Source organism: Candidatus Pseudothioglobus sp. Uisw_016 (assembly GCF_048087635.1).
GTDB lineage: Bacteria > Pseudomonadota > Gammaproteobacteria > PS1 > Pseudothioglobaceae > Pseudothioglobus.
The window spans coordinates 937,001-955,273 of record NZ_CP159806.1; the positions used below are offsets into that span (position 1 = coordinate 937,001).

General features: G+C 35.8%; 20 protein-coding genes, 1 tRNA gene and 1 riboswitch. Of the genes, 18 read left to right on the top strand and 3 right to left on the bottom strand.

Annotated features, from left to right (window positions below; genetic code table 11):
• Nucleotides 1–5 precede the first annotated feature (5 nt).
• Nucleotides 6–1,367, top strand: a complete 1,362-nt coding sequence (gene radA / locus ABXT69_RS04710; RefSeq protein WP_416677024.1) for a DNA repair protein RadA — start codon at nt 6–8, stop codon at nt 1,365–1,367.
• Between the two features lie 4 nt (nt 1,368–1,371).
• Here radA and cobO read toward each other — a convergent pair whose 3' ends face one another.
• Together cobO and ABXT69_RS04720 are read right to left on the bottom strand one after the other, a co-directional pair.
• The gene (cobO, locus tag ABXT69_RS04715) at nt 1,372–1,965 is read right to left on the bottom strand and encodes a cob(I)yrinic acid a,c-diamide adenosyltransferase (RefSeq protein ID WP_416677025.1); all 594 of its coding nucleotides are present in this window, start codon (nt 1,963–1,965) and stop codon (nt 1,372–1,374) included.
• 22 nt (nt 1,966–1,987) lie between these two features.
• A complete protein-coding gene (locus ABXT69_RS04720; protein WP_416677026.1) occupies nt 1,988–3,964 on the bottom strand; it encodes a TonB-dependent receptor in 1,977 nt (658 codons plus the stop codon).
• 88 nt (nt 3,965–4,052) lie between these two features.
• Nucleotides 4,053–4,186: riboswitch (cobalamin riboswitch) on the bottom strand.
• Between the two features lie 115 nt (nt 4,187–4,301).
• On the opposite strand from ABXT69_RS04720, the gene pheA reads away from it, so the two are divergent.
• The 5 genes from pheA (at nt 4,302) to lepB (ending at nt 9,580) form a co-directional block, all read left to right on the top strand.
• The gene (gene pheA, locus ABXT69_RS04725) at nt 4,302–5,381 is read left to right on the top strand and encodes a prephenate dehydratase (RefSeq protein ID WP_416677027.1); all 1,080 of its coding nucleotides are present in this window, start codon (nt 4,302–4,304) and stop codon (nt 5,379–5,381) included.
• Entirely contained in the window at nt 5,378–6,442 is a 1,065-nt protein-coding gene (gene hisC / locus ABXT69_RS04730; protein ID WP_416677028.1) for a histidinol-phosphate transaminase, read from the top strand. Before pheA ends, hisC begins: the two co-directional genes overlap by 4 nt.
• Entirely contained in the window at nt 6,439–7,290 is an 852-nt protein-coding gene (locus ABXT69_RS04735; RefSeq protein WP_416677029.1) for a prephenate dehydrogenase, read from the top strand. The genes hisC and ABXT69_RS04735 overlap by 4 nt, the downstream gene beginning before the upstream one ends.
• 8 nt (nt 7,291–7,298) lie before the next feature.
• Nucleotides 7,299–8,603, top strand: a complete 1,305-nt coding sequence (gene aroA, locus ABXT69_RS04740; RefSeq protein ID WP_416677030.1) for a 3-phosphoshikimate 1-carboxyvinyltransferase — start codon at nt 7,299–7,301, stop codon at nt 8,601–8,603.
• Between the two features lie 77 nt (nt 8,604–8,680).
• Nucleotides 8,681–9,580 carry a signal peptidase I gene (gene lepB / locus ABXT69_RS04745; protein ID WP_416677031.1) on the top strand — a complete coding sequence of 300 codons (900 nt, stop codon included), beginning with the start codon at nt 8,681–8,683 and terminating at the stop codon, nt 9,578–9,580.
• Between the two features lie 127 nt (nt 9,581–9,707).
• On the opposite strand, the gene ABXT69_RS04750 is transcribed toward lepB, so the two are convergent.
• The gene (locus ABXT69_RS04750; protein WP_416677032.1) at nt 9,708–11,069 is read right to left on the bottom strand and encodes a S41 family peptidase; all 1,362 of its coding nucleotides are present in this window, start codon (nt 11,067–11,069) and stop codon (nt 9,708–9,710) included.
• A gap of 173 nt (nt 11,070–11,242) precedes the next feature.
• Between ABXT69_RS04750 and ABXT69_RS04755 the strand changes: the two genes are divergently transcribed.
• The 12 genes from ABXT69_RS04755 to acpS all read left to right on the top strand — a co-directional run bounded on the left by ABXT69_RS04755 (nt 11,243) and on the right by acpS (nt 18,269).
• Nucleotides 11,243–11,319: transfer RNA gene (locus tag ABXT69_RS04755), tRNA-Arg, on the top strand.
• Between the two features lie 414 nt (nt 11,320–11,733).
• Nucleotides 11,734–12,054, top strand: a complete 321-nt coding sequence (locus ABXT69_RS04760; protein ID WP_416677033.1) for a hypothetical protein — start codon at nt 11,734–11,736, stop codon at nt 12,052–12,054.
• Nucleotides 12,054–12,269, top strand: a complete 216-nt coding sequence (locus ABXT69_RS04765) for a TIGR02450 family Trp-rich protein (protein ID WP_416677034.1) — start codon at nt 12,054–12,056, stop codon at nt 12,267–12,269. The genes ABXT69_RS04760 and ABXT69_RS04765 overlap by 1 nt, the downstream gene beginning before the upstream one ends.
• A gap of 13 nt (nt 12,270–12,282) precedes the next feature.
• Nucleotides 12,283–12,660 carry a (deoxy)nucleoside triphosphate pyrophosphohydrolase gene (locus ABXT69_RS04770; protein ID WP_416677035.1) on the top strand — a complete coding sequence of 126 codons (378 nt, stop codon included), beginning with the start codon at nt 12,283–12,285 and terminating at the stop codon, nt 12,658–12,660.
• A 54-nt stretch (nt 12,661–12,714) separates the two neighbouring features.
• The gene (locus tag ABXT69_RS04775; RefSeq protein WP_416677036.1) at nt 12,715–13,191 is read left to right on the top strand and encodes a DUF1643 domain-containing protein; all 477 of its coding nucleotides are present in this window, start codon (nt 12,715–12,717) and stop codon (nt 13,189–13,191) included.
• A 134-nt stretch (nt 13,192–13,325) separates the two neighbouring features.
• Complete coding sequence (gene lgt / locus ABXT69_RS04780) at nt 13,326–14,114, top strand: prolipoprotein diacylglyceryl transferase (protein WP_416677037.1); 789 nt, start codon at nt 13,326–13,328, stop codon at nt 14,112–14,114.
• Nucleotides 14,111–14,905 (top strand): thymidylate synthase, encoded by a 795-nt coding sequence (gene thyA, locus ABXT69_RS04785; RefSeq protein WP_416677038.1) that lies wholly within the window; start codon nt 14,111–14,113, stop codon nt 14,903–14,905. The genes lgt and thyA overlap by 4 nt, the downstream gene beginning before the upstream one ends.
• 3 nt (nt 14,906–14,908) lie before the next feature.
• Nucleotides 14,909–15,574, top strand: a complete 666-nt coding sequence (rnc, locus tag ABXT69_RS04790) for a ribonuclease III (protein ID WP_416677039.1) — start codon at nt 14,909–14,911, stop codon at nt 15,572–15,574.
• Nucleotides 15,571–16,455 carry a GTPase Era gene (gene era, locus ABXT69_RS04795; protein ID WP_416677040.1) on the top strand — a complete coding sequence of 295 codons (885 nt, stop codon included), beginning with the start codon at nt 15,571–15,573 and terminating at the stop codon, nt 16,453–16,455. Before rnc ends, era begins: the two co-directional genes overlap by 4 nt.
• Nucleotides 16,448–17,134, top strand: a complete 687-nt coding sequence (gene recO, locus ABXT69_RS04800) for a DNA repair protein RecO (RefSeq protein ID WP_416677041.1) — start codon at nt 16,448–16,450, stop codon at nt 17,132–17,134. Before era ends, recO begins: the two co-directional genes overlap by 8 nt.
• An 8-nt stretch (nt 17,135–17,142) precedes the next feature.
• On the top strand, nt 17,143–17,874 hold the full coding sequence (pdxJ, locus tag ABXT69_RS04805; protein ID WP_416677042.1) for a pyridoxine 5'-phosphate synthase: 732 nt from the start codon (nt 17,143–17,145) through the stop codon (nt 17,872–17,874).
• Nucleotides 17,871–18,269, top strand: a complete 399-nt coding sequence (gene acpS, locus ABXT69_RS04810; protein ID WP_416677043.1) for a holo-ACP synthase — start codon at nt 17,871–17,873, stop codon at nt 18,267–18,269. The genes pdxJ and acpS overlap by 4 nt, the downstream gene beginning before the upstream one ends.
• Nucleotides 18,270–18,273 lie beyond the last annotated feature (4 nt).

Consider the following 18,273-nt stretch of genomic DNA (forward strand, 5'->3'; position numbering starts at 1 on the left):
CTAGGATGGCAAAAACTAAAATTGAGTTTGTTTGCAGAGAATGTGGCTCTTCTCATCATCAATGGGCAGGCCAATGTCTAGATTGTAAAGAATGGAACACGCTTGAAGAGGTAGTAATATCACAGGCAACCTCCTCTAAACCTGAAAGCCTCAAAGACCTTCCTTCATCTAAGGTACAAAACCTATCTGAAATTAAATCACAAAACAATCATCGTCTTTCAACAGGCCTTAGTGAGCTTGATCGCACGCTTGGCGGCGGCTTGGTTGATGGTTCTGTAGTTCTTATTGGTGGTGACCCTGGTATTGGTAAGTCAACATTGATTTTGCAGGCAATAGCAGCTATTAATGCATCAAGTACAACCTTGTATGTCAGCGGTGAAGAGTCAGCTGAGCAGGTGAGTGATAGGGCTATTAGACTAGGAATTAAGGAAGATATACTCTTTATAGGTGAAACCCATCTAGAGAAAATAATAAAGATTTCAAAAGATACAAGACCTAAGGTTATTGTTATTGACTCCATTCAAACCATGGTTACCGACCTTTCAAATTCTGCGCCAGGCTCTGTCACGCAGGTAAGAGACTGTGCTGCTCAGCTTACTCAATACGCCAAACAAACTAACACAATACTTTTGATGATTGGTCATGTTACAAAGGGTGGGGCACTTGCAGGTCCAAGAATCTTAGAGCACATGGTTGACGCTGTTTTATATTTTGAGGGGGATGCTGGCGGTCGTTATAGAATAATCAGAGCCGTAAAGAATAGGTTTGGTGCTGTAAATGAGATCAGCGTCTTTGCAATGGGTGAGAAGGGACTTCAACAAGTTAGCAACCCATCTTCAATTTTTCTATCGAACCAAGAAAATCCTTCTTCTGGCTCAATGGTAATGGTTACAAGAGAGGCTACAAGACCTTTACTGATTGAGATACAAGCGCTTGTGGACCAAGCTAATGGAACTCCAAAAAGAGTCAGCGTAGGGCTTGATCAAAATAGATTATCACTCCAACTGGCAATTCTTCACAAGCACTCAGGTATAGCAACATTTGATCAGGATGTCTTTATTAATGTAGTTGGTGGTATCAAGGTTAGTGAAACTGCTTCTGATCTTGTTGTAATGCTTGCAATCGTTTCAAGTTTAAGAGATAAAGTGATTCCAAGTAAATGGATTGCTTTCGGAGAAGTTGGCCTTACTGGAGAGGTGCGCCCAGTCTATAACTCAATGGAAAGGTTATCAGAAGCTCAAAAGCAGGGTTTTGAAGTTGCAATTATTCCAAAAGGGAATGCGCCAAAAAAACCGATAAAAGGAATGAAGGTTGTAACGGTTGGGTATCTATACCAAGCAATTCAGTATTTACTTGAAAATAGTTAGTCTTTTATAGATCGATACCTTTTTGAGCTCTAATATTAGCCCTAAAGGCGTGCTTTACATCTTTAACTTCACTTACTGTGTCTGAGGCCTCAATAATGCCCTCACTGGCAGCTCTTCCCGTAATAATAACATGCTGACCCTCTGGCCTATTACTAAGAGCCTTAAGGATTGATGTCTCATCGAGATACTTGTAATTAATCATGTAGGTTATTTCATCTAGAACCACAAGATTAATTTCTGGATCAGCTAGAAACTTTTCAGCTTCTAACCATGTTTCATTTGCTAACTTTTTATCAAGTTCTTGGTCTTGAGTATTCCAAGTAAAACCGGTCTCCATATGAGCAGATACAACATTGGGGTTACTAACGAGAAAAAGATCTTCTCCAGTTTGCTGTTCACCCTTTAAAAAACGCACAAGAGCAACCTTCATTTCATAACCAAGAGCTCTGCAAATCATTCCCATCGCTGAGGATGATTTACCTTTACCGTTTCCAGTCAAAAGAACAATGATTCCTTTATCGATGTTTGCCTCTTCGATGCGGGAATCAATGTGTTCCTTTTTACGCTGCATGCGTTTTTTGTAATTATTATCACTCATGTTAACAAATCATATCATTGAATTAGAACTTGCGTGATAGTGATAGAGTGATATTTCTTGTAAAACTTGCCGGATATATAACGTCATCTCTAAGGACCGTTCCATAAGAATTATCAAACAAATTTTTAACATCAAAATTAAACTCTAATTCTTTATCAGTTGTGTATGAAAAATTAAAATCTGTTGAGTTGTATGCCATTTGTTTTTGAGTTGCAGAATTAGACCAGTCTTCAGCTCCAAAGCCACTACTTCTAAATTTTTGTGTTAACGTCATATTAGCCTTATCACTCAACGAGTAAATAGCAGAAGCAGATATATTATGCTTAGATGTCATTGGATTTATCTTGCCATTATATGCACCTGAAGCTTCATTCTCTGAGTCAACTTTAGCTATTGTATAAGCATAGTTAATATTTGTTGATAATTTAGAGTTAACGTTATATTTATTTTGAAGTTCTAGTCCTTGTTTATGAGATTTATCTAAATTTGTATTTTTATTATTAGGGTAACCAGGGCTATAAAAATACATTTCATTAGTTAAATTGGATCTAAATAAAGTTACTTTAGTCTTTGAATTATCAGTCAAATAATTTAAACCAACGTTAATAGTTTTGCTTTTGGGAGTTTCCATAAAACCATTAAATATATATCCACTTGGAGAATATGAAAAAAACTTATCAACTGATGGAGCTTGAAATGCTTGATTATAGTTTGTAAAAATAGTAGTATTATGGTTCAGCCTTGTATTGAAACCGATATCAAATGCGTTTGCTTTTGTCTCTTTTGTTTTTTGAGTAACAGATGAAGAGACAGGTTTGTAATCATAATCTATTGTCTCTTTACGAACACCAATTGAAAAAATTGAATTATTTCGACTCAATTGAGCCTGTGAAAAAATCCCTACGTTGTCTTTATCCATTGTATGAGATGAACCTCTTCTCGAGCCTTTGAATAACTTTATTCCACTATCAATTTTTAGGTTGCCATTGTTGTAGCTTAGTATTAAATCATTGCTACTATAATCATAATCATTTCTACTCCAACTTCCATAAACCCCACTACTATTATATCTATTTCGGCTGTATTTTGAAATTTTTGAGGCATCAAAAGACACTTCTAGGCTATCATTTATTGGAGTAGTTAATTTAAAACCTATAGTTGATGAGCTCGCTTCACGATTTGTTCTTACCTTTGTCGAAGAATCATTACCAGGATCGATGTCAAATTGTGCTTTTGTTACCCAGTTTGGATATCTATTATTAACTCTGTTTTTAGAGTAATTAAACTGAATATCAGTTCCGTTATTAAACAAGTAACCAAGACCTAAATTAGCATTAGACTGGTCTCCCTTGTCTTTATTTCCTAAAGGATCATCTGAACCATAACCACCATGATCTAAACTATCAATTGAAGCGTTAAGATTAAAATTATCTTCAAATAGTCCAAATGAAATTGCCCTGTCTTGAAGGCCATAATTACCCATTGAAGTTGAAGTTTTAGTTTCAGCACCCCTTATCGTATAAATATTAATTACACCAGCCATGGCATTATCACCATAAATAACAGATCCACTACCTTTAGTAATTTCAATTTTTTCAATGCTATTAATATTAATAGCATTAATTTCTTGACTACTATCATCGATATTATTTAATCGTCTACCATTAAGAGTAATAACGATATTCTGATAGCCATTCGTTAAACCATAGCCTCGAGTAGCAATTTTTTGAGAAAACCTATTTCCACTTGATGGAGCGAGAGTTAAAGAAGTATTTTGAGTCAAAAAATCATAGACATTGCTTGATTTTGATGCTTTAATATCGTCTACTGTATAAACTTCAGATGAAAATGGAGCCATAGTATCTAATTCATTAAAGTAATTAGATGAGACTTCTGTCGGATTTAAAGTAATTTTGATTGGCCCAATAACAGCATTTGCTGAATTTGAGAATAGAACTGCTGACAAAGAAGCAGCAAGAATTAAATTTTTAGTAAACATTATGACCCCTTATTTAAAATAAAAAGAGGGATTTAGAGAGAAATAATTACAAGATATGTAATACATTAACTCACCACCCATCGTAGCTTTTAGTAAAACTAAACTTGCTATGTATCGGACTTATCTTTATCAGAAATACCGTTGCGAGGGCAGTGTTGGATTTAAACCAACTTCCATATTGCAAATTATTTTGTGAATTATATCGATTTTTTATAAAACTGCAATGGTTTTGTTGATCGTTGATTATATTAATTAATATGCATATTAAAACATTACTTTGAAGTGCTATTAGTCTTAGGTAAAATACTCGATAGGATTTATCCTTTGAACTCATATTATGAAAATCGCTTCACTTGAAAATTTAAGAAATGATATCGATGATCTGGATCAAAAAATTCAGCTTCTAATATCTCAACGCGCAGACTTAGCTTCTAAGGTTGCACTTGTCAAGCAGGAGTCAAATGCGCAAACAGCTTTTTATAGACCTGAACGGGAAGCAGAGGTATTAAGTAAGGTAATCCAAAGAAACAAAAGCCTTCTTAAAGATAAGGATATTGCCCTTATTTTTAGAGAAATTATGTCAGCCTGCTTGGCGCTTGAGCAGCCCCTAAAGATTGCATTTTTAGGTCCTGAGGGAACCTTTACACAGGAGGCCGCTTTAAAGCATTTTGGCCATGGAGTTTCTCCGCTGGACTGCGGGACGGTTGATGAGATTTTTCATCAAGTTGAGACAGATAATGCGCAGTATGGAGTTGTGCCAATAGAAAACTCCTCAAATGGAGTTATTGGTACGTCTCTTGATATGCTCTATAGCCATGATTTAAATATTTGTGGTGAAGTAGAAATTGCAGTTGCCCATCACCTAATGATGCAAGACCAGTCTCAAGAAATTAAAATTATTTACGCGCATCAACAAGCACTTGACCAATGTCATCGATGGCTCTCTAATCACTATCCTCATACTGAGTTAAGGCCTGTTGCATCAAATGCATTAGGCGCAAGAATGGTAAAGGATGAGCCAAATGCTGCGGCAATTGCATCTAAGGTTGCTCTTAATATTTATGGCCTTGAAAGGGTTGCTAAAAATATAGAGGACAATGCTGGCAACGTAACTCGCTTTATTGTTATTGGTAAAGATGAAGTTCCAGCTGGCGTTAACGATAAAACTTCTCTCCTAGTTGTCACCAAGCATGAGTCAGGCGCTTTATTCGATTTATTGGAGCCATTCAAAGCCAATAACATTAATATGCTTCAGCTAGCGAGGCATCCAATACCGGGAGTAAAGTGGGAATATTTGTTCTTCATTGATATAGAAGGGCATCAGAGCGAAAAAAATGTTCAAAAATCTATTCAAGAGGTCAAATCACGCGTCTCTAAATTAGATATTTTGGGCTCTTATCCTGTAGCAGTTTTATGAATGCCTGTGAGTCAATCCTTGGTTTGAGTCCATACCAAGGTGGAAAGCCTATAGATGAGCTTGCTCGAGAATTAGGACTTAAAAATATTACAAAGCTTGCTTCTAATGAAAACCCATTAGGAGTTAGCGAATCAGTAAAAGAAGCGGTTTTTAACTCTTTATCAAGCATTAATCGCTATCCTGATGGTAACTGCTTTGAGCTAAAAAAAGCTATCGCTGAAAAGCTTTCAGTAATGCCAGACATGATTTCACTAGGTAATGGTTCAAATGAGCTGTTAGAGCTCATTGCAAGAGTATTTGTATCTAAAAAAACTGATGAGGTGATTTTCTCTCAGTATGCTTTTGTTGTCTACCCTCTGGTCACTCAGGCTTTGGGAGCCACTGCAAAAGTTTCTCCAGCTAAGAATTATGGCCATGACTTAAATTCAATGTTAAGTTTAATAAGTAAAAATACAAAACTTATTTTCGTTGCAAATCCGAATAACCCTACGGGCACTCTTTTAAGTGATGATGAGCTTTATGCCTTCTTACAAAAGGTCCCTAATAATGTCCCAGTGGTATTAGATCAGGCCTATTTTGAGTACTTAAATGTTGATGATCTTGCAATTGACTGGCTTAAGGAATTTGATAACTTAATCATTACGCGCTCCTTTTCTAAGGCTTATGGCCTAGCTGGACTTAGGGTTGGTTACTCTGTATGTAGCCCTTTAATTGCAGATTTCATAAATCGCGTAAGAGAGCCGTTTAATGTTAACTATACTGCTCAAGTTGCCGCTATTGCAGCGCTTTCAGATGATAAGCATTTAAATGACTCAGTAAAAATAAATACTAATGGTTATGAGCAGCTAACGAGTGGATTTGACGCTTTAAAACTTAACTACATTCCATCTCACGCTAACTTTATTGCTGTTGAATTTAATAATGCCATGAATATCTACAATGACCTCCTTAAAGAAGGCGTTATTGTGCGTCCTGTTGAGATGAAAGGTTATTTAAGAATTTCAATTGGAACCTCAAATGAAAACGATCACCTGCTTAGTGCATTAAAAAAAGTTTTATGATTAATAAAATTACAATAATTGGAGTGGGCTTAATTGGAGGCTCTTTAGCGAAAGCAATAAAAGAGAATAATTTAGCAAAAGTAGTCTTTGGCTTTGGGAGAGACTTAAATCGCTTAGAAGAAGCTCAAAAAGCAAACGTTATTGACCAATTTTCAACAAACTTAAAAGATGCGATAAATAATTCAGATATTGTAATTATCGCTACTCCTGTAGGCTCTTTTCAAGAGATTCTGAGTGAAATAAAACCTTTTCTAACTAGTAAAATAGTAATTTCTGATGTTGGCAGCACTAAAACTAATATTGCCTCTATAGTGAGCCAGACGTTAGGGGGTTATTCAAATTACTTTATTCCAGCACACCCAATTGCAGGTAAGGAAAAAAGTGGCTTTGAAGCAAGTGAAGCCAATTTATTTAATAATAGGAAAGTTATTATTACGCCTCTTGAGACTAGCAGCCCAGATTCAATAAATCTCATTCAGAAGATGTGGGAGGGTGCTGGTGCAGATGTTGATTTTATGAGCCCTGAATCTCATGATGAACTACTTGGAATGACCTCACACTTGCCCCATATGCTTGCTTTCTCTCTTGTTAATTATCTAATTAGTAAAAATCCTAGTGCATCAATATATGCCGCAGGTGGTTTTAAAGACTTCTCTAGGATAGCCTCGGGTGATGCTGTTATGTGGAGAGATATCTGCATTCAAAACAAAGATCAAATTATTGATCACATCAGAGGCTACCAAAAAACATTGAACTCCCTTGTTGATGCGATTGAAAATGAAAATAGCGATGAATTAGATTTGTTGTTTACTAGTGCTAAAAAGACTCGTGATTCATGGGTAGGATAATTTAACCGATGGCAAGCTTTGTAACCTCAAAATGCACGTCACTAAAGGGGTCTATTAAAGTTCCTGGTGATAAATCAATATCTCACAGATCTATAATGCTTGGATCGATTGCAACTGGAATAACCAAGGTGTCGGGATTTCTTCAGGGAGAAGACAGCCTGTCAACTTTAAACTCCTTTAAGGAAATGGGCGTCCAAATTAATAGACAAGGGTCAAATGTAATTATTAATGGTGTTGGAATGCATGGACTAAAAGAGCCTATAAAACCATTGAATTTAGGAAATTCTGGAACGTCTATTCGCTTAATGTCTGGCCTTCTGAGCGCTCAAAACTTTGATTCTGAGCTTTGCGGTGATGAATCGCTCTCTAAGAGGCCAATGGCTAGAGTTATCGAGCCACTATCTAGAATGGGTGCAGACATTTCCGGTCCTGATTCAAAGCCCCCTCTGATAATTAAAGGTGGTAAAAAATTATCCTCTCTAAAGTACACACTGCCAGTTGCCTCAGCACAGATTAAATCATGCCTACTATTAGCAGGCCTTTATGCAGATGGTGAAACTCATGTTATTGAAAATGGTATATCCAGAGACCATACTGAAAGAATGCTTAGAGGCTTTGGTTACAAGGTTAATGCATCACCTGGTGAAGTCTCTATACTTGGTGGAGGGAGCCTAAAGGCTTGTAATATTGAAGTTCCTAGTGACATATCGTCCTCTGCTTTTTTCATGGTAGCCGCTAGTATCGCAAAAGAGGCAGACATTACTTTATTGGCTGTAAATGTCAATCCAACTCGAACTGGAGTAATTGATATTCTTAGGTTAATGGGCGCTAATATTGAGCTTATCAACGAGCGATTGGAGGCTGGTGAACTAATTGCAGACATAAGAGTTTGTTCATCAAAACTTAAAGGAATTAACATACCAGAACGCTTAGTCCCTTTGGCAATTGATGAGTTCCCAGCTATATTTATTGCGGCAAGCTGCGCCAAGGGAGAAACTGTCTTAACGGGCGCCAAAGAGCTAAGAGTTAAAGAATCTGATCGCATTCAAGTAATGGCTGATGGGCTTTCATCATTAGGTATTGAGAATGAAGTTCTTGATGATGGCATTAAAATTATTGGCGGCGAATTTAAAGAGCAATTAGCACCAATCAAATCTCATCATGATCACCGCATCTCCATGTCATTTGCTGTTGCATCTGTTAGGTCCAGCTTTGAAATAAATATTGATGGGGTTGACAACGTAAAGACGTCATTCCCAAACTTTGTAGAGTTAGCGAACTCAATTGGCATGAATATTACTGAAACTAGTTAGGTTTAATGCTTAGTAGTAATTTAAGTATGTCATCCAACACCTTGTTATAATACGCTTTTTGAAAAATACACTAATCTATGACTATTAATAATGCAGAACCGTTCTTTGCATGGGACGTACTATCTTGGCTTTTCGTGGCAATGGCTCTTGCAATTGTTATAGTTTTAGCAGACCTTCTCTTATCTAAGAAAAATAACCAAATCAATACTGAGACTTCTGAAAAAACATCAAAAATTGGCAGTTTTTTCTATTTTTTAGTATTTCTAAAATTTTCAAAATCTGAAAAGTATAGTCACAGACCAAAAGTTGTTCAGTGGTCAATAGAGATGTTTCCAGTATTATTGCTGGTTTTGGTGTTTAGAGGCTTTATATTTGAGCCTTTTCGTGTGCCCTCAAACTCAATGATGCCGACACTTTTAACGGGTGATTTTATTATAGTAAATAAGTTTGATTATGGCCTTAGACTGCCAATAATAAACACAAAACTTGTGGAGTTTTCAAGCCCTAATAGGGGAGATGTAATTGTATTTAGGTACCCAAATTATGAAAAAACGCCTGGTTACTCTGGTGTAGATTTTATTAAGCGCATTGTCGCACTTCCAGGTGATGTAATTTCTTATAAAAAAGATCAGTTAATAGTTAATGGAAAGTCAGTTGAAGTTAAAAAAATAGGTCCTTATATTGGTGTGGATTCAGGAAAATCAATGAATAATTATAGACTAACCCGTGAAATTATTGACTCTTCTGGTCATGACATACTTCTTAATCCAAAAGGTCATTCAAAAGAACTGGTGGAAATTACAATTCCCCAAGGTCATTACTTTGTAATGGGCGATAACAGATCTCACAGTAGCGATTCTAGATTTTGGGGCTTTGTTCCAGAAGATTATATAATTGGAAGGGCTATTGGAATATGGATGCATTGGGATTGGAATTTTAATACAATGCAGTTTAGTCGAATTGGTGGCTTTGATTAAAAAAAAAGCTTACCATGGAAAAAATACTACAGATCATTTAAGCTTTAAAGAAATTTTGGACTTTTCAAGCAAGTAAACTTTCAAAAAATAGCCCTCCATAAGTTTTATTATGAAAGGCTATTAGTCGTTATTTCTTATAGATTTTTAGTGCCTTTAAGACATTCATTGCCTCGTGTACAAAGTAGTCTTCCTTTAGAAGCTCAACATACTCTTCATCCCTTAAATCACTAATATTATTTTGTGACTCAATGATTTCTTCAGTAGAGAGATCAGAAGGCGCTACTGGAGCTTCAACCTCTTCAGCAGAGAGAGAATTCTTAAGATCTTTTTCTTGCTGGCTAAGGTCTATTGAATCTTCATCTTCATCTTTTTTTAGAGAGATGTTTTCTAGTTCAATATCAGGCGTTATTCCTTTTCCCTGAATAGACCTACCAGAAGGCGTAAAGTATCTTGCAGTTGTAAGCTTTAATCCAAAGCCATCTTGTAAATTAAGCACGGACTGGACAGAACCTTTACCAAAAGACTCTTCACCCATAATCAATGCTCTCTTATGGTCCTGAAGTGCGCCTGCAACAATCTCAGAAGCAGATGCTGAACCTCTATTCATTAATACAACAATAGGAGCACCGTTAAGAATATCACCAGGCTTTGTTGGGAATGAACTATTAGAGTATGAAGTTCTGCCTTCGGTGTAAACCACAATACCAGGCTCATCGATGAATAGATTAGATATATCAATCGAAGAATCTAAAAGCCCACCTGGATTATTTCTTAAATCAATAATTAAAGAATCAAGCTCGCCTTCATTCTTTTCTACTAAATCTGCAACAATAGTTTTCACTAGAGCAGCAGTTGGTCTTTGAAATTGAGCAATTCTTAGGTAGCCAATACCTTCATCCAGTAAAAGTCCTTTTGCCGAAGTGATCGTGATAATTTCACGCGTTATTTCAACTACAAATGGAGCAATATCAGGCCTTCCAATTGTTAGTTTAATAGTGGTTCCTGGAGCGCCTCTCATTAGCTTAACACCTTCTGCAAGGTTAATTTGACTGACGTTTTGATCACCAATTTGTAAAATAATATCTCCAGCCTTAAGGCCTGCTCTGTATGCAGGTGTGTCATCAATTGGGGATACAACCTCTATATACTCACCCTTCGTACCAATGACAATACCAAGGCCACCAAATGCGCCCCTTGTACTTTCACTTAAGTCAGACTGGCCACGTGGCTCAAGAAAACTAGAGTGTGGATCTAAACCCTCAACTAAGCCTCTTATCGCATTATTAAACAACGTTTCATCATCAATATCATCAACATACATTAGCTTGATTTGAGAGAAAACAGTAGTAAAGGTATTTAAACCCTCAAAGAAAGATGGGGAGTCAAGAGGGGAGTAGTCTTCTTCCTCAGCTAAAGATCCACTTGTAGCTCCAAAAAAGAGAAAAGCAGAAAGAGCAGTTGATTTAATTAAAGCCTTTGCATTTATCATAATAAATTTAGTTAGTAATAAAAGTGAGTTGGTAAATTGATTTTTTAAGGATTGTACTTGTGTTTTATAAAGTTTAAATGAAGAAACCATGTAGTTTTAAATAAAATATTGCAAATTCATATAATTTTTACTTCTAAACGTAATGACTCGACTAAAATTATCACTTACTAATTGCGCTCGTAGCTCAGCTGGATAGAGTGTCGGCCTCCGAAGCCGAATGTCGGGTGTTCGAATCACCTCGAGCGCACCAATTCTAAAAGCTTTCATAACTTTTATTCCGTCTGAAATCCTGTATTTCAACTCTTTATCTAAACAACTTCTAATCTTCATCTAATCTTTATTGCTTGTTATTAGAATGTCGTCCGATTGAAAATTACTTATAAATTAATGGAGATAATCTATGGAAACTAAACTCGTTTTATGGACAACTGGATGTATGGCATTTATGCTTAGCTTTATGTATGCAATGGTTAGTATCATTAGTAGCTTTGTAAATTAAATATTGGGGGCTATTAATATTGACTATGAGTTAATAAGCCCAGGGTCAACAGTTTAAATTATCAACCAAAACTTCTTGACTCTGAATATATAATATACAAGCTCTAATTGTTCGGATGAGCCGTGTTCACTATTAAGCCAACTATCTGGATTTAGAAGATTATTTATGAAAGTAGAAAATATAGAAAAGCCTACAACAAAATTTATAGCAACAAAGCTTTTTTGGCTTGGAGTAATTGGTACATACATCCTTGCAGGTGGATTACTTAATAGACTTGAAACTAATGCTGGATATGAAGAGCTTAGGTTCACCTCCCTAATTCCAACTCTTTTTTATTTTTTTATCTTGTTTCTAAGTTACAGGTCTTTTGAAACTCAAGCTGTTAGAACCACTATTTTACAATTTGTGACTCAAATGCTACTTCTCCTTCCTTTAATGGCTATGTATATGGCGGTAATACTTTTTACTACAAAATTTTCAAGTTAATGAATAAAGTAAGTTCTAAAAAATTATTTAACAGTAAATGGACGGCAGTTGCACCGAGTAATAAAGAAAAACACTTTCTTATTACTGAACTAAGCTTTGATGAAAACAATAACGTAACTCATTGTTTAATAGAGTCAGTAATATCGAATCGAGTAGAACTTATTAATTGGGAAGATTTAAAGGAGAGTAAACATTGGTTACAAGGCTGGAAGTGAAGAAAAATCAACTATGAAAGTTACAGACGTTGTTGCTGCAATAATCAAGAAAGACAATCTATATTTAGTTACCCAAAGAAATAGAAATAAACACATGGGCCTTAAATGGGAATTTCCTGGCGGCAAGGTTGAGGCCAATGAGGCTCTTAAAGAGGCTTTAGCTAGAGAGATATACGAGGAATTAAACATAGATATTAATGTTTATGAAAAGCTTGCAGAGGAAAGCTATAAAGACAGTGAAATTAACATTGTTCTTCATTACTTTCTTTGCACAATAAAAGATGGTGTTATTAACCTTAATGAGCATGAAGCGATGGAGTGGATAGATAAAACAGATTTTGATAAATATGATTTCGTTGAAGGTGACGGAAATATTACCTCACTAATTTAATTGTAATTTAATTAATGCTTTATCATTAATTGCTATGAATCACTTATCGTACAAATGATCACTATAAAGAAAAGCGCAGTATTCTCAAACTGTCGAAAATACCGATATTCTTTAACAAGATCTTGGAATTCAGCAGATGGTTATGTTTTGTTCATTGGATTAAACCCCTCTATTGCAGACGAAACAATTGACGACCCCACATTAATAAGATGTATTAATTTTGCTAAAGACTGGGGGTATGGTGGCTTAATCATGGTTAATTTGTTTGCTTACATGGCAACCTATCCAATAGAGCTCAAAAAAGTCAAATCACCAATAGGGAAAGATAACAATATGCATATTTTAAAAAACCTTCAAAAGAGTGAGCTAACAGTTATAGCATGGGGTAATGATGGTTATTTCCTGAATAGAGATAAGGAGGTGTTAGAAATTATTAATAAACCAATGTGTCTAAACATAAATAAATCAGGTCAGCCGTCGCACCCCCTTTATCAAAAGAAAGACCAAAGATTGATCAATTTTATTAACTAGTTATTTGGCTTATCAATAGCCAGTTTGATACACTAAAACGGCAACATTGCCTATAATTAAACACTTAATGAAATATGCTTACAATTCTTAAATTAAACTAACTCAAACGTTACATTTATGCGCTCATTTAATCTGTGAAATACTTTGTAATTGACCCAGTAATTTTAGACTTAGGGATTGTACAAATATACTGGTATGGAGTCATGTACCTTTTGGCATTTTTAGCAGCCTATTTACTTGCAAGATCTCGCGTTAAATCATACTCTGAATGGAATGTAAGGAATGTTGATGATTTAATTTTTTATGGCGCTTTAGGCGCTGTACTGGGTGGACGCTTTGGTTATTTACTTTTCTATAACTTCTCAGTGTTTATCTCAAACCCCTTAACATTTTTTAATTTTCAAAATGGAGGCATGTCTTTTCATGGAGGCTTCTTAGGCGTTTTGATAGCAATGATTTTATTTAACCAAAAATCAAAGTTTTCTTTTTTTCAAACTACCGATTTTATTGCGCCACTTATCCCACTAGGGCTTGCTTTTGGAAGAATAGGAAACTACATTAATGGAGAGCTTTGGGGAAAAATAACAGAGAGCTCATGGGGAGTTTATGCGCCGGACCAAAGCGGCGTTTGGGCTCAAAGATATCCAACTCAATTATACGAAGCATTACTAGAGGGAGTAGTTTTGTTTATTATATTATGGTTTTTTAGCAAAAAAAATCCACCCATTAGATCCACTTCAGCTTTATTTTTGATTTTTTATGGCGCCTTTAGATTTATAATTGAATTTATAAGATTGCCTGACTCGCATCTTGGCTACTTAGCTTTTGAGTGGTTAACAATGGGCCAAGCATTGAGCCTCCCGATGATTCTCATTGGCCTGTATATATTTTATAAATCCTATTATTTAAAAGGTAGTACATGAAACAATATCTAGATTTTTTAAGACTAGTAAGAGATACTGGTTCTGACAAAACTGACAGGACTGGTACTGGAACTAAAAGTATTTTTGGTCATCAAATGCGATTTAATTTAAATGATGGATTTCCAATTGTAACCACTAAGAGGGTGCATGTACCTTCGGTTATTCATGAGCTATTATGGTTTTTAAAAGGTGATACAAATATCAAGTATCTAAAAGAAAATAAAGTAAATATTTGGAATGAATGGGCAGATATAAATGGTAACTTAGGGCCGGTATATGGCGCTCAATGGCGAAAATGGAAAAACTCTGAAGGTAAAGAAATTGATCAAATCAAAGAGGCAATTAACCTCATTAAAAACTCTTCAGACTCAAGGCGAATTATTGTTTCAAGTTGGAATGTTGGAGAGTTAGACAAAATGGCGCTTGCCCCATGCCATGCGATGTTTCAGTTTTATGTGGCGAATGGTAAGCTATCATGTCAGCTTTATCAACGAAGTGCTGACATATTTCTAGGAGTCCCTTTCAACATTGCCTCTTATGCATTACTTACTCATATGGTAGCTCAGCAGTGTGATCTTGAAGTTGGAGACTTTGTTTGGAGTGGTGGAGACTGCCACGTTTATTCTAATCACTTTGAGCAAGTAGAAACTCAGCTAAAGCGAACTCCAAAAAAACTTCCAAAGATCTTAATTCATACAAAGCCAGAAAGTATTTTTGACTATAAATATGAAGATTTTGAACTCTCTGACTATGAACATGATGATCCAATTAAAGCTCCAGTTGCAATCTAGCGTATGCAAAAATTACAAAAAAATATTTCTTATCAATTTAAAGACATTAATCTCCTTAAGCAAGCCTTAACTCATCGAAGCGTTAGTAAAAAAAATAATGAAAGATTGGAATTTCTGGGTGACAGCGTCTTAGGGTGTGTAATCTCTCTAGAGATTTATCAGCGCTTCCCATTAATTGATGAAGGACAACTATCAAGACTTCGATCTAGTCTTGTCAGAGGCCAGACTTTAGCTAAGCTTGCCAAAACACTCAATATTTCTGAAAGCTTGTTATTGGGTCAAGGAGAGTTAAAAAGTGGCGGATTTCGAAGGAAATCAATCCAGGCAGATGCATTTGAAGCTATTTTAGGGGCTATATTCTTAGATTCTGATTATGCAACGGTTAGTGAGATCATTTTAAAACTCTATAATGACCTTTTAAATGAATCGGGACCAGAAGATTCGTTAAAGGATTTTAAAACTCAACTTCAAGAACTATTGCAAAAAAAAGGATACGCTTTGCCAGTTTACGAGCTTATTAAAACCGAAGGGAAGGATCATAACGCCATTTTTTATGTCAACTGCTCTATTAAGGAATATAGTCTTGGCGTTGAAGAGAGTGCAAAAAGTATTAAAAGAGCAGAACAGGCCTGTGCTGAATCAATTTTAAAAGGTATCTTAAATAAATGAACTTTCAATCTGGCTACATTGCAGTAGTGGGGCGACCAAATGTTGGTAAATCAACCCTGGTTAATGAATTAATTGGGCAGAAGCTTTCAATCACATCACACCGTCCTCAAACTACTAGACACCGAATTAACGCTATTGATACTCAGGAAAATTATCAGATGGTTTTTGTAGACACTCCTGGAATCCATATTGGAAACAATAAAGCAATCAACTCATATATGAATAAAGCTGCTAGCTCAAGCTTTGCAGATGTGGATATGATAATTTGGCTTGTTGAAATATTTAAATGGACAAAAGAGGATGCTCGCGTGTTAGAGCACCTAAGTAAGGTTGATATACCCGTTATAATCTGCGTGAATAAGATTGATAAATCAAGCTCAGTGGATAAGATACTTCCTTACCTTGAAATGCTCGGTGAAAAATTTCAAGCTAATGAGGTCTTTCCTTTGTCTGCCTTTGACCGGTCCCACACGAAGCAACTTAGAAGCTTGATTCTTAAATATTTGCCCGAGCAAGACCCTATTTATGATGATGATTACATAACAGATCGCTCTCAAAAATTTGTTGTATCCGAGTTCATTCGTGAAAAATTAATGAGAAACTTATCGAATGAACTTCCATATGACATTACAGTAGAAATTGAAAAGTTTGAACTTGATGGCAAAATGTATAGAATCGCTGCTCGCATCTTTGTTGATAAGGCCTCTCAAAAAAGTATTGTAATAGGTCATAAAGGTGAAATGTTGAAAAAAATTGGGCAAGATTCACGTATCACAATTGAAGGTTTTTTAGAGGCAAAAGTATTCTTAGAGCTGTGGGTTAAGGTCAGACAAGGCTGGTCGGATGATAAAAGAGCCTTAGCATCTCTAGGTTATGACTAGGATCGAGAATTCTCCAGCATTTTTGATTCACAGAAGAATGTACCAAGGAAGCTCTCTATTACTCGATTTCTTTACTAAAAATCATGGCAGAGTTCGCTTGATAGCACGAGGGGCTAGAAGCAGCAAAACATCACTTCAAATGTTTCAATGCCTCAGTATATCGTTTAAGGGAAAGAGTGATCTAAAAAGTCTCTCCCAATGGGAAATTTCAGATGAGCCACGAAGGCTTCTTGGCGATGACCTGATATTAGCCATCTACGTCAATGAGCTCCTTGTTAGGCTTCTACCTGAAGGAGATGAATACAGTGAAATTTTTAGCGCGTACTGGGACTTCATTAAAAAAATGAATCATAAATCTAACTCCGAAAAAGAGTATGCACTTCGCATATTTGAAAATCAACTGTTGCAAGAATTAGGATATGGGCTTGACTTTAATGATGACATTGAGGGCAACCCAATCAAAATCAATGGTCTTTATGATTTTATTGAAGATCAGGGTTTTAGTGCACAAACTGAAGGTAAAATTTTAGGTGGAATTTTATTAAATATTGTCAGCCCTAATCAAGTAACTCCAGACTCAGAAGGGTTAAACACTTTAAAAAAGTTGAATCGAAAAAGATTAAAACCTCTTTTAGGTGATAAACCGCTTAAAAGTAAAGAGTTATTTTTTGTTAATTAGGCGTAATTATGAGTATTTTTCTTGGCGTTAATATAGACCATATAGCTACATTAAGACAGGCCAGAGGCACAAAATACCCAAGCTTAATCGATGCGGCGCTTATCTGTGAAAATTCTGGCGCTGATAGTATTACGCTTCACCTTAGAGAAGATAGGCGCCATATTCAAGACAATGATGTAATTGAGTTAAAGTCCAGGCTAAAAACTAAAATGAACTTAGAGATGGCGGCAACTGACGAAATGCTCAAAATTGCCTCTAATGTTTTGCCTGAAGACTGCTGCCTTGTGCCCGAAAAGAGACAGGAACTTACAACAGAAGGTGGCCTAGATGTTGCATCTCAATTAGATAGGATGAAAGAGGTTTGTGCTCAACTCAGTTCAAATAATATTAAAACATCCCTTTTCATTGATGCAGACAAAAGACAAATAGATGCCGCAGCTGAATGCGGCGCACTAATAATTGAAATTCATACAGGTCACTATGCAGATGCAACCTCTAAAGACGAGTCTGAATTAGAGCTCAAAAGAATATCTGATGCTTGCAAATATGCTGTAAGTCTTGGAATACAAGTTAATGCAGGGCACGGCTTAACACTTTTAAATACTACTGCTATAGCTAAAATTGAATCAATTGTTGAGCTAAATATTGGCCACTCAATTATTTCAAGAGCACTATTTGTTGGTCTTGCTAACGCAACATCTGAAATGAAAGCTTTATTATTAGAAGCGAGAGCTATATGATTTATGGAATTGGAACTGACATAGTAAACATAGAAAGAGTCCAAACAATTATATTAAAAAATCGGGATGGCTTTATAAAGAGAGTATTAACTGAACATGAACAGGCTTTATTTGCAAATAAAGCTGATAGTCCCGCCTTTCTTGCTAAGCGTTTTGCTGCAAAAGAGGCTTTTTCAAAGGCTCTAGGCACAGGAATTGGAAGGGTAGTTAGCTTTCAAGATCTAACTATTCGAAACAATGAAAATGGAAAGCCTTATTTTTTACCTAGTGAAAAGCTAAGGCTATATTTATTAGAAAAAGGCATCAAGCAAGGGCACCTGAGCATATCAGATGAAAGCCAAAATGCAGTCGCTTTTGTAGTCCTTGAAAAATTAGATTCTGAGAATCTAAGTTAAAAAA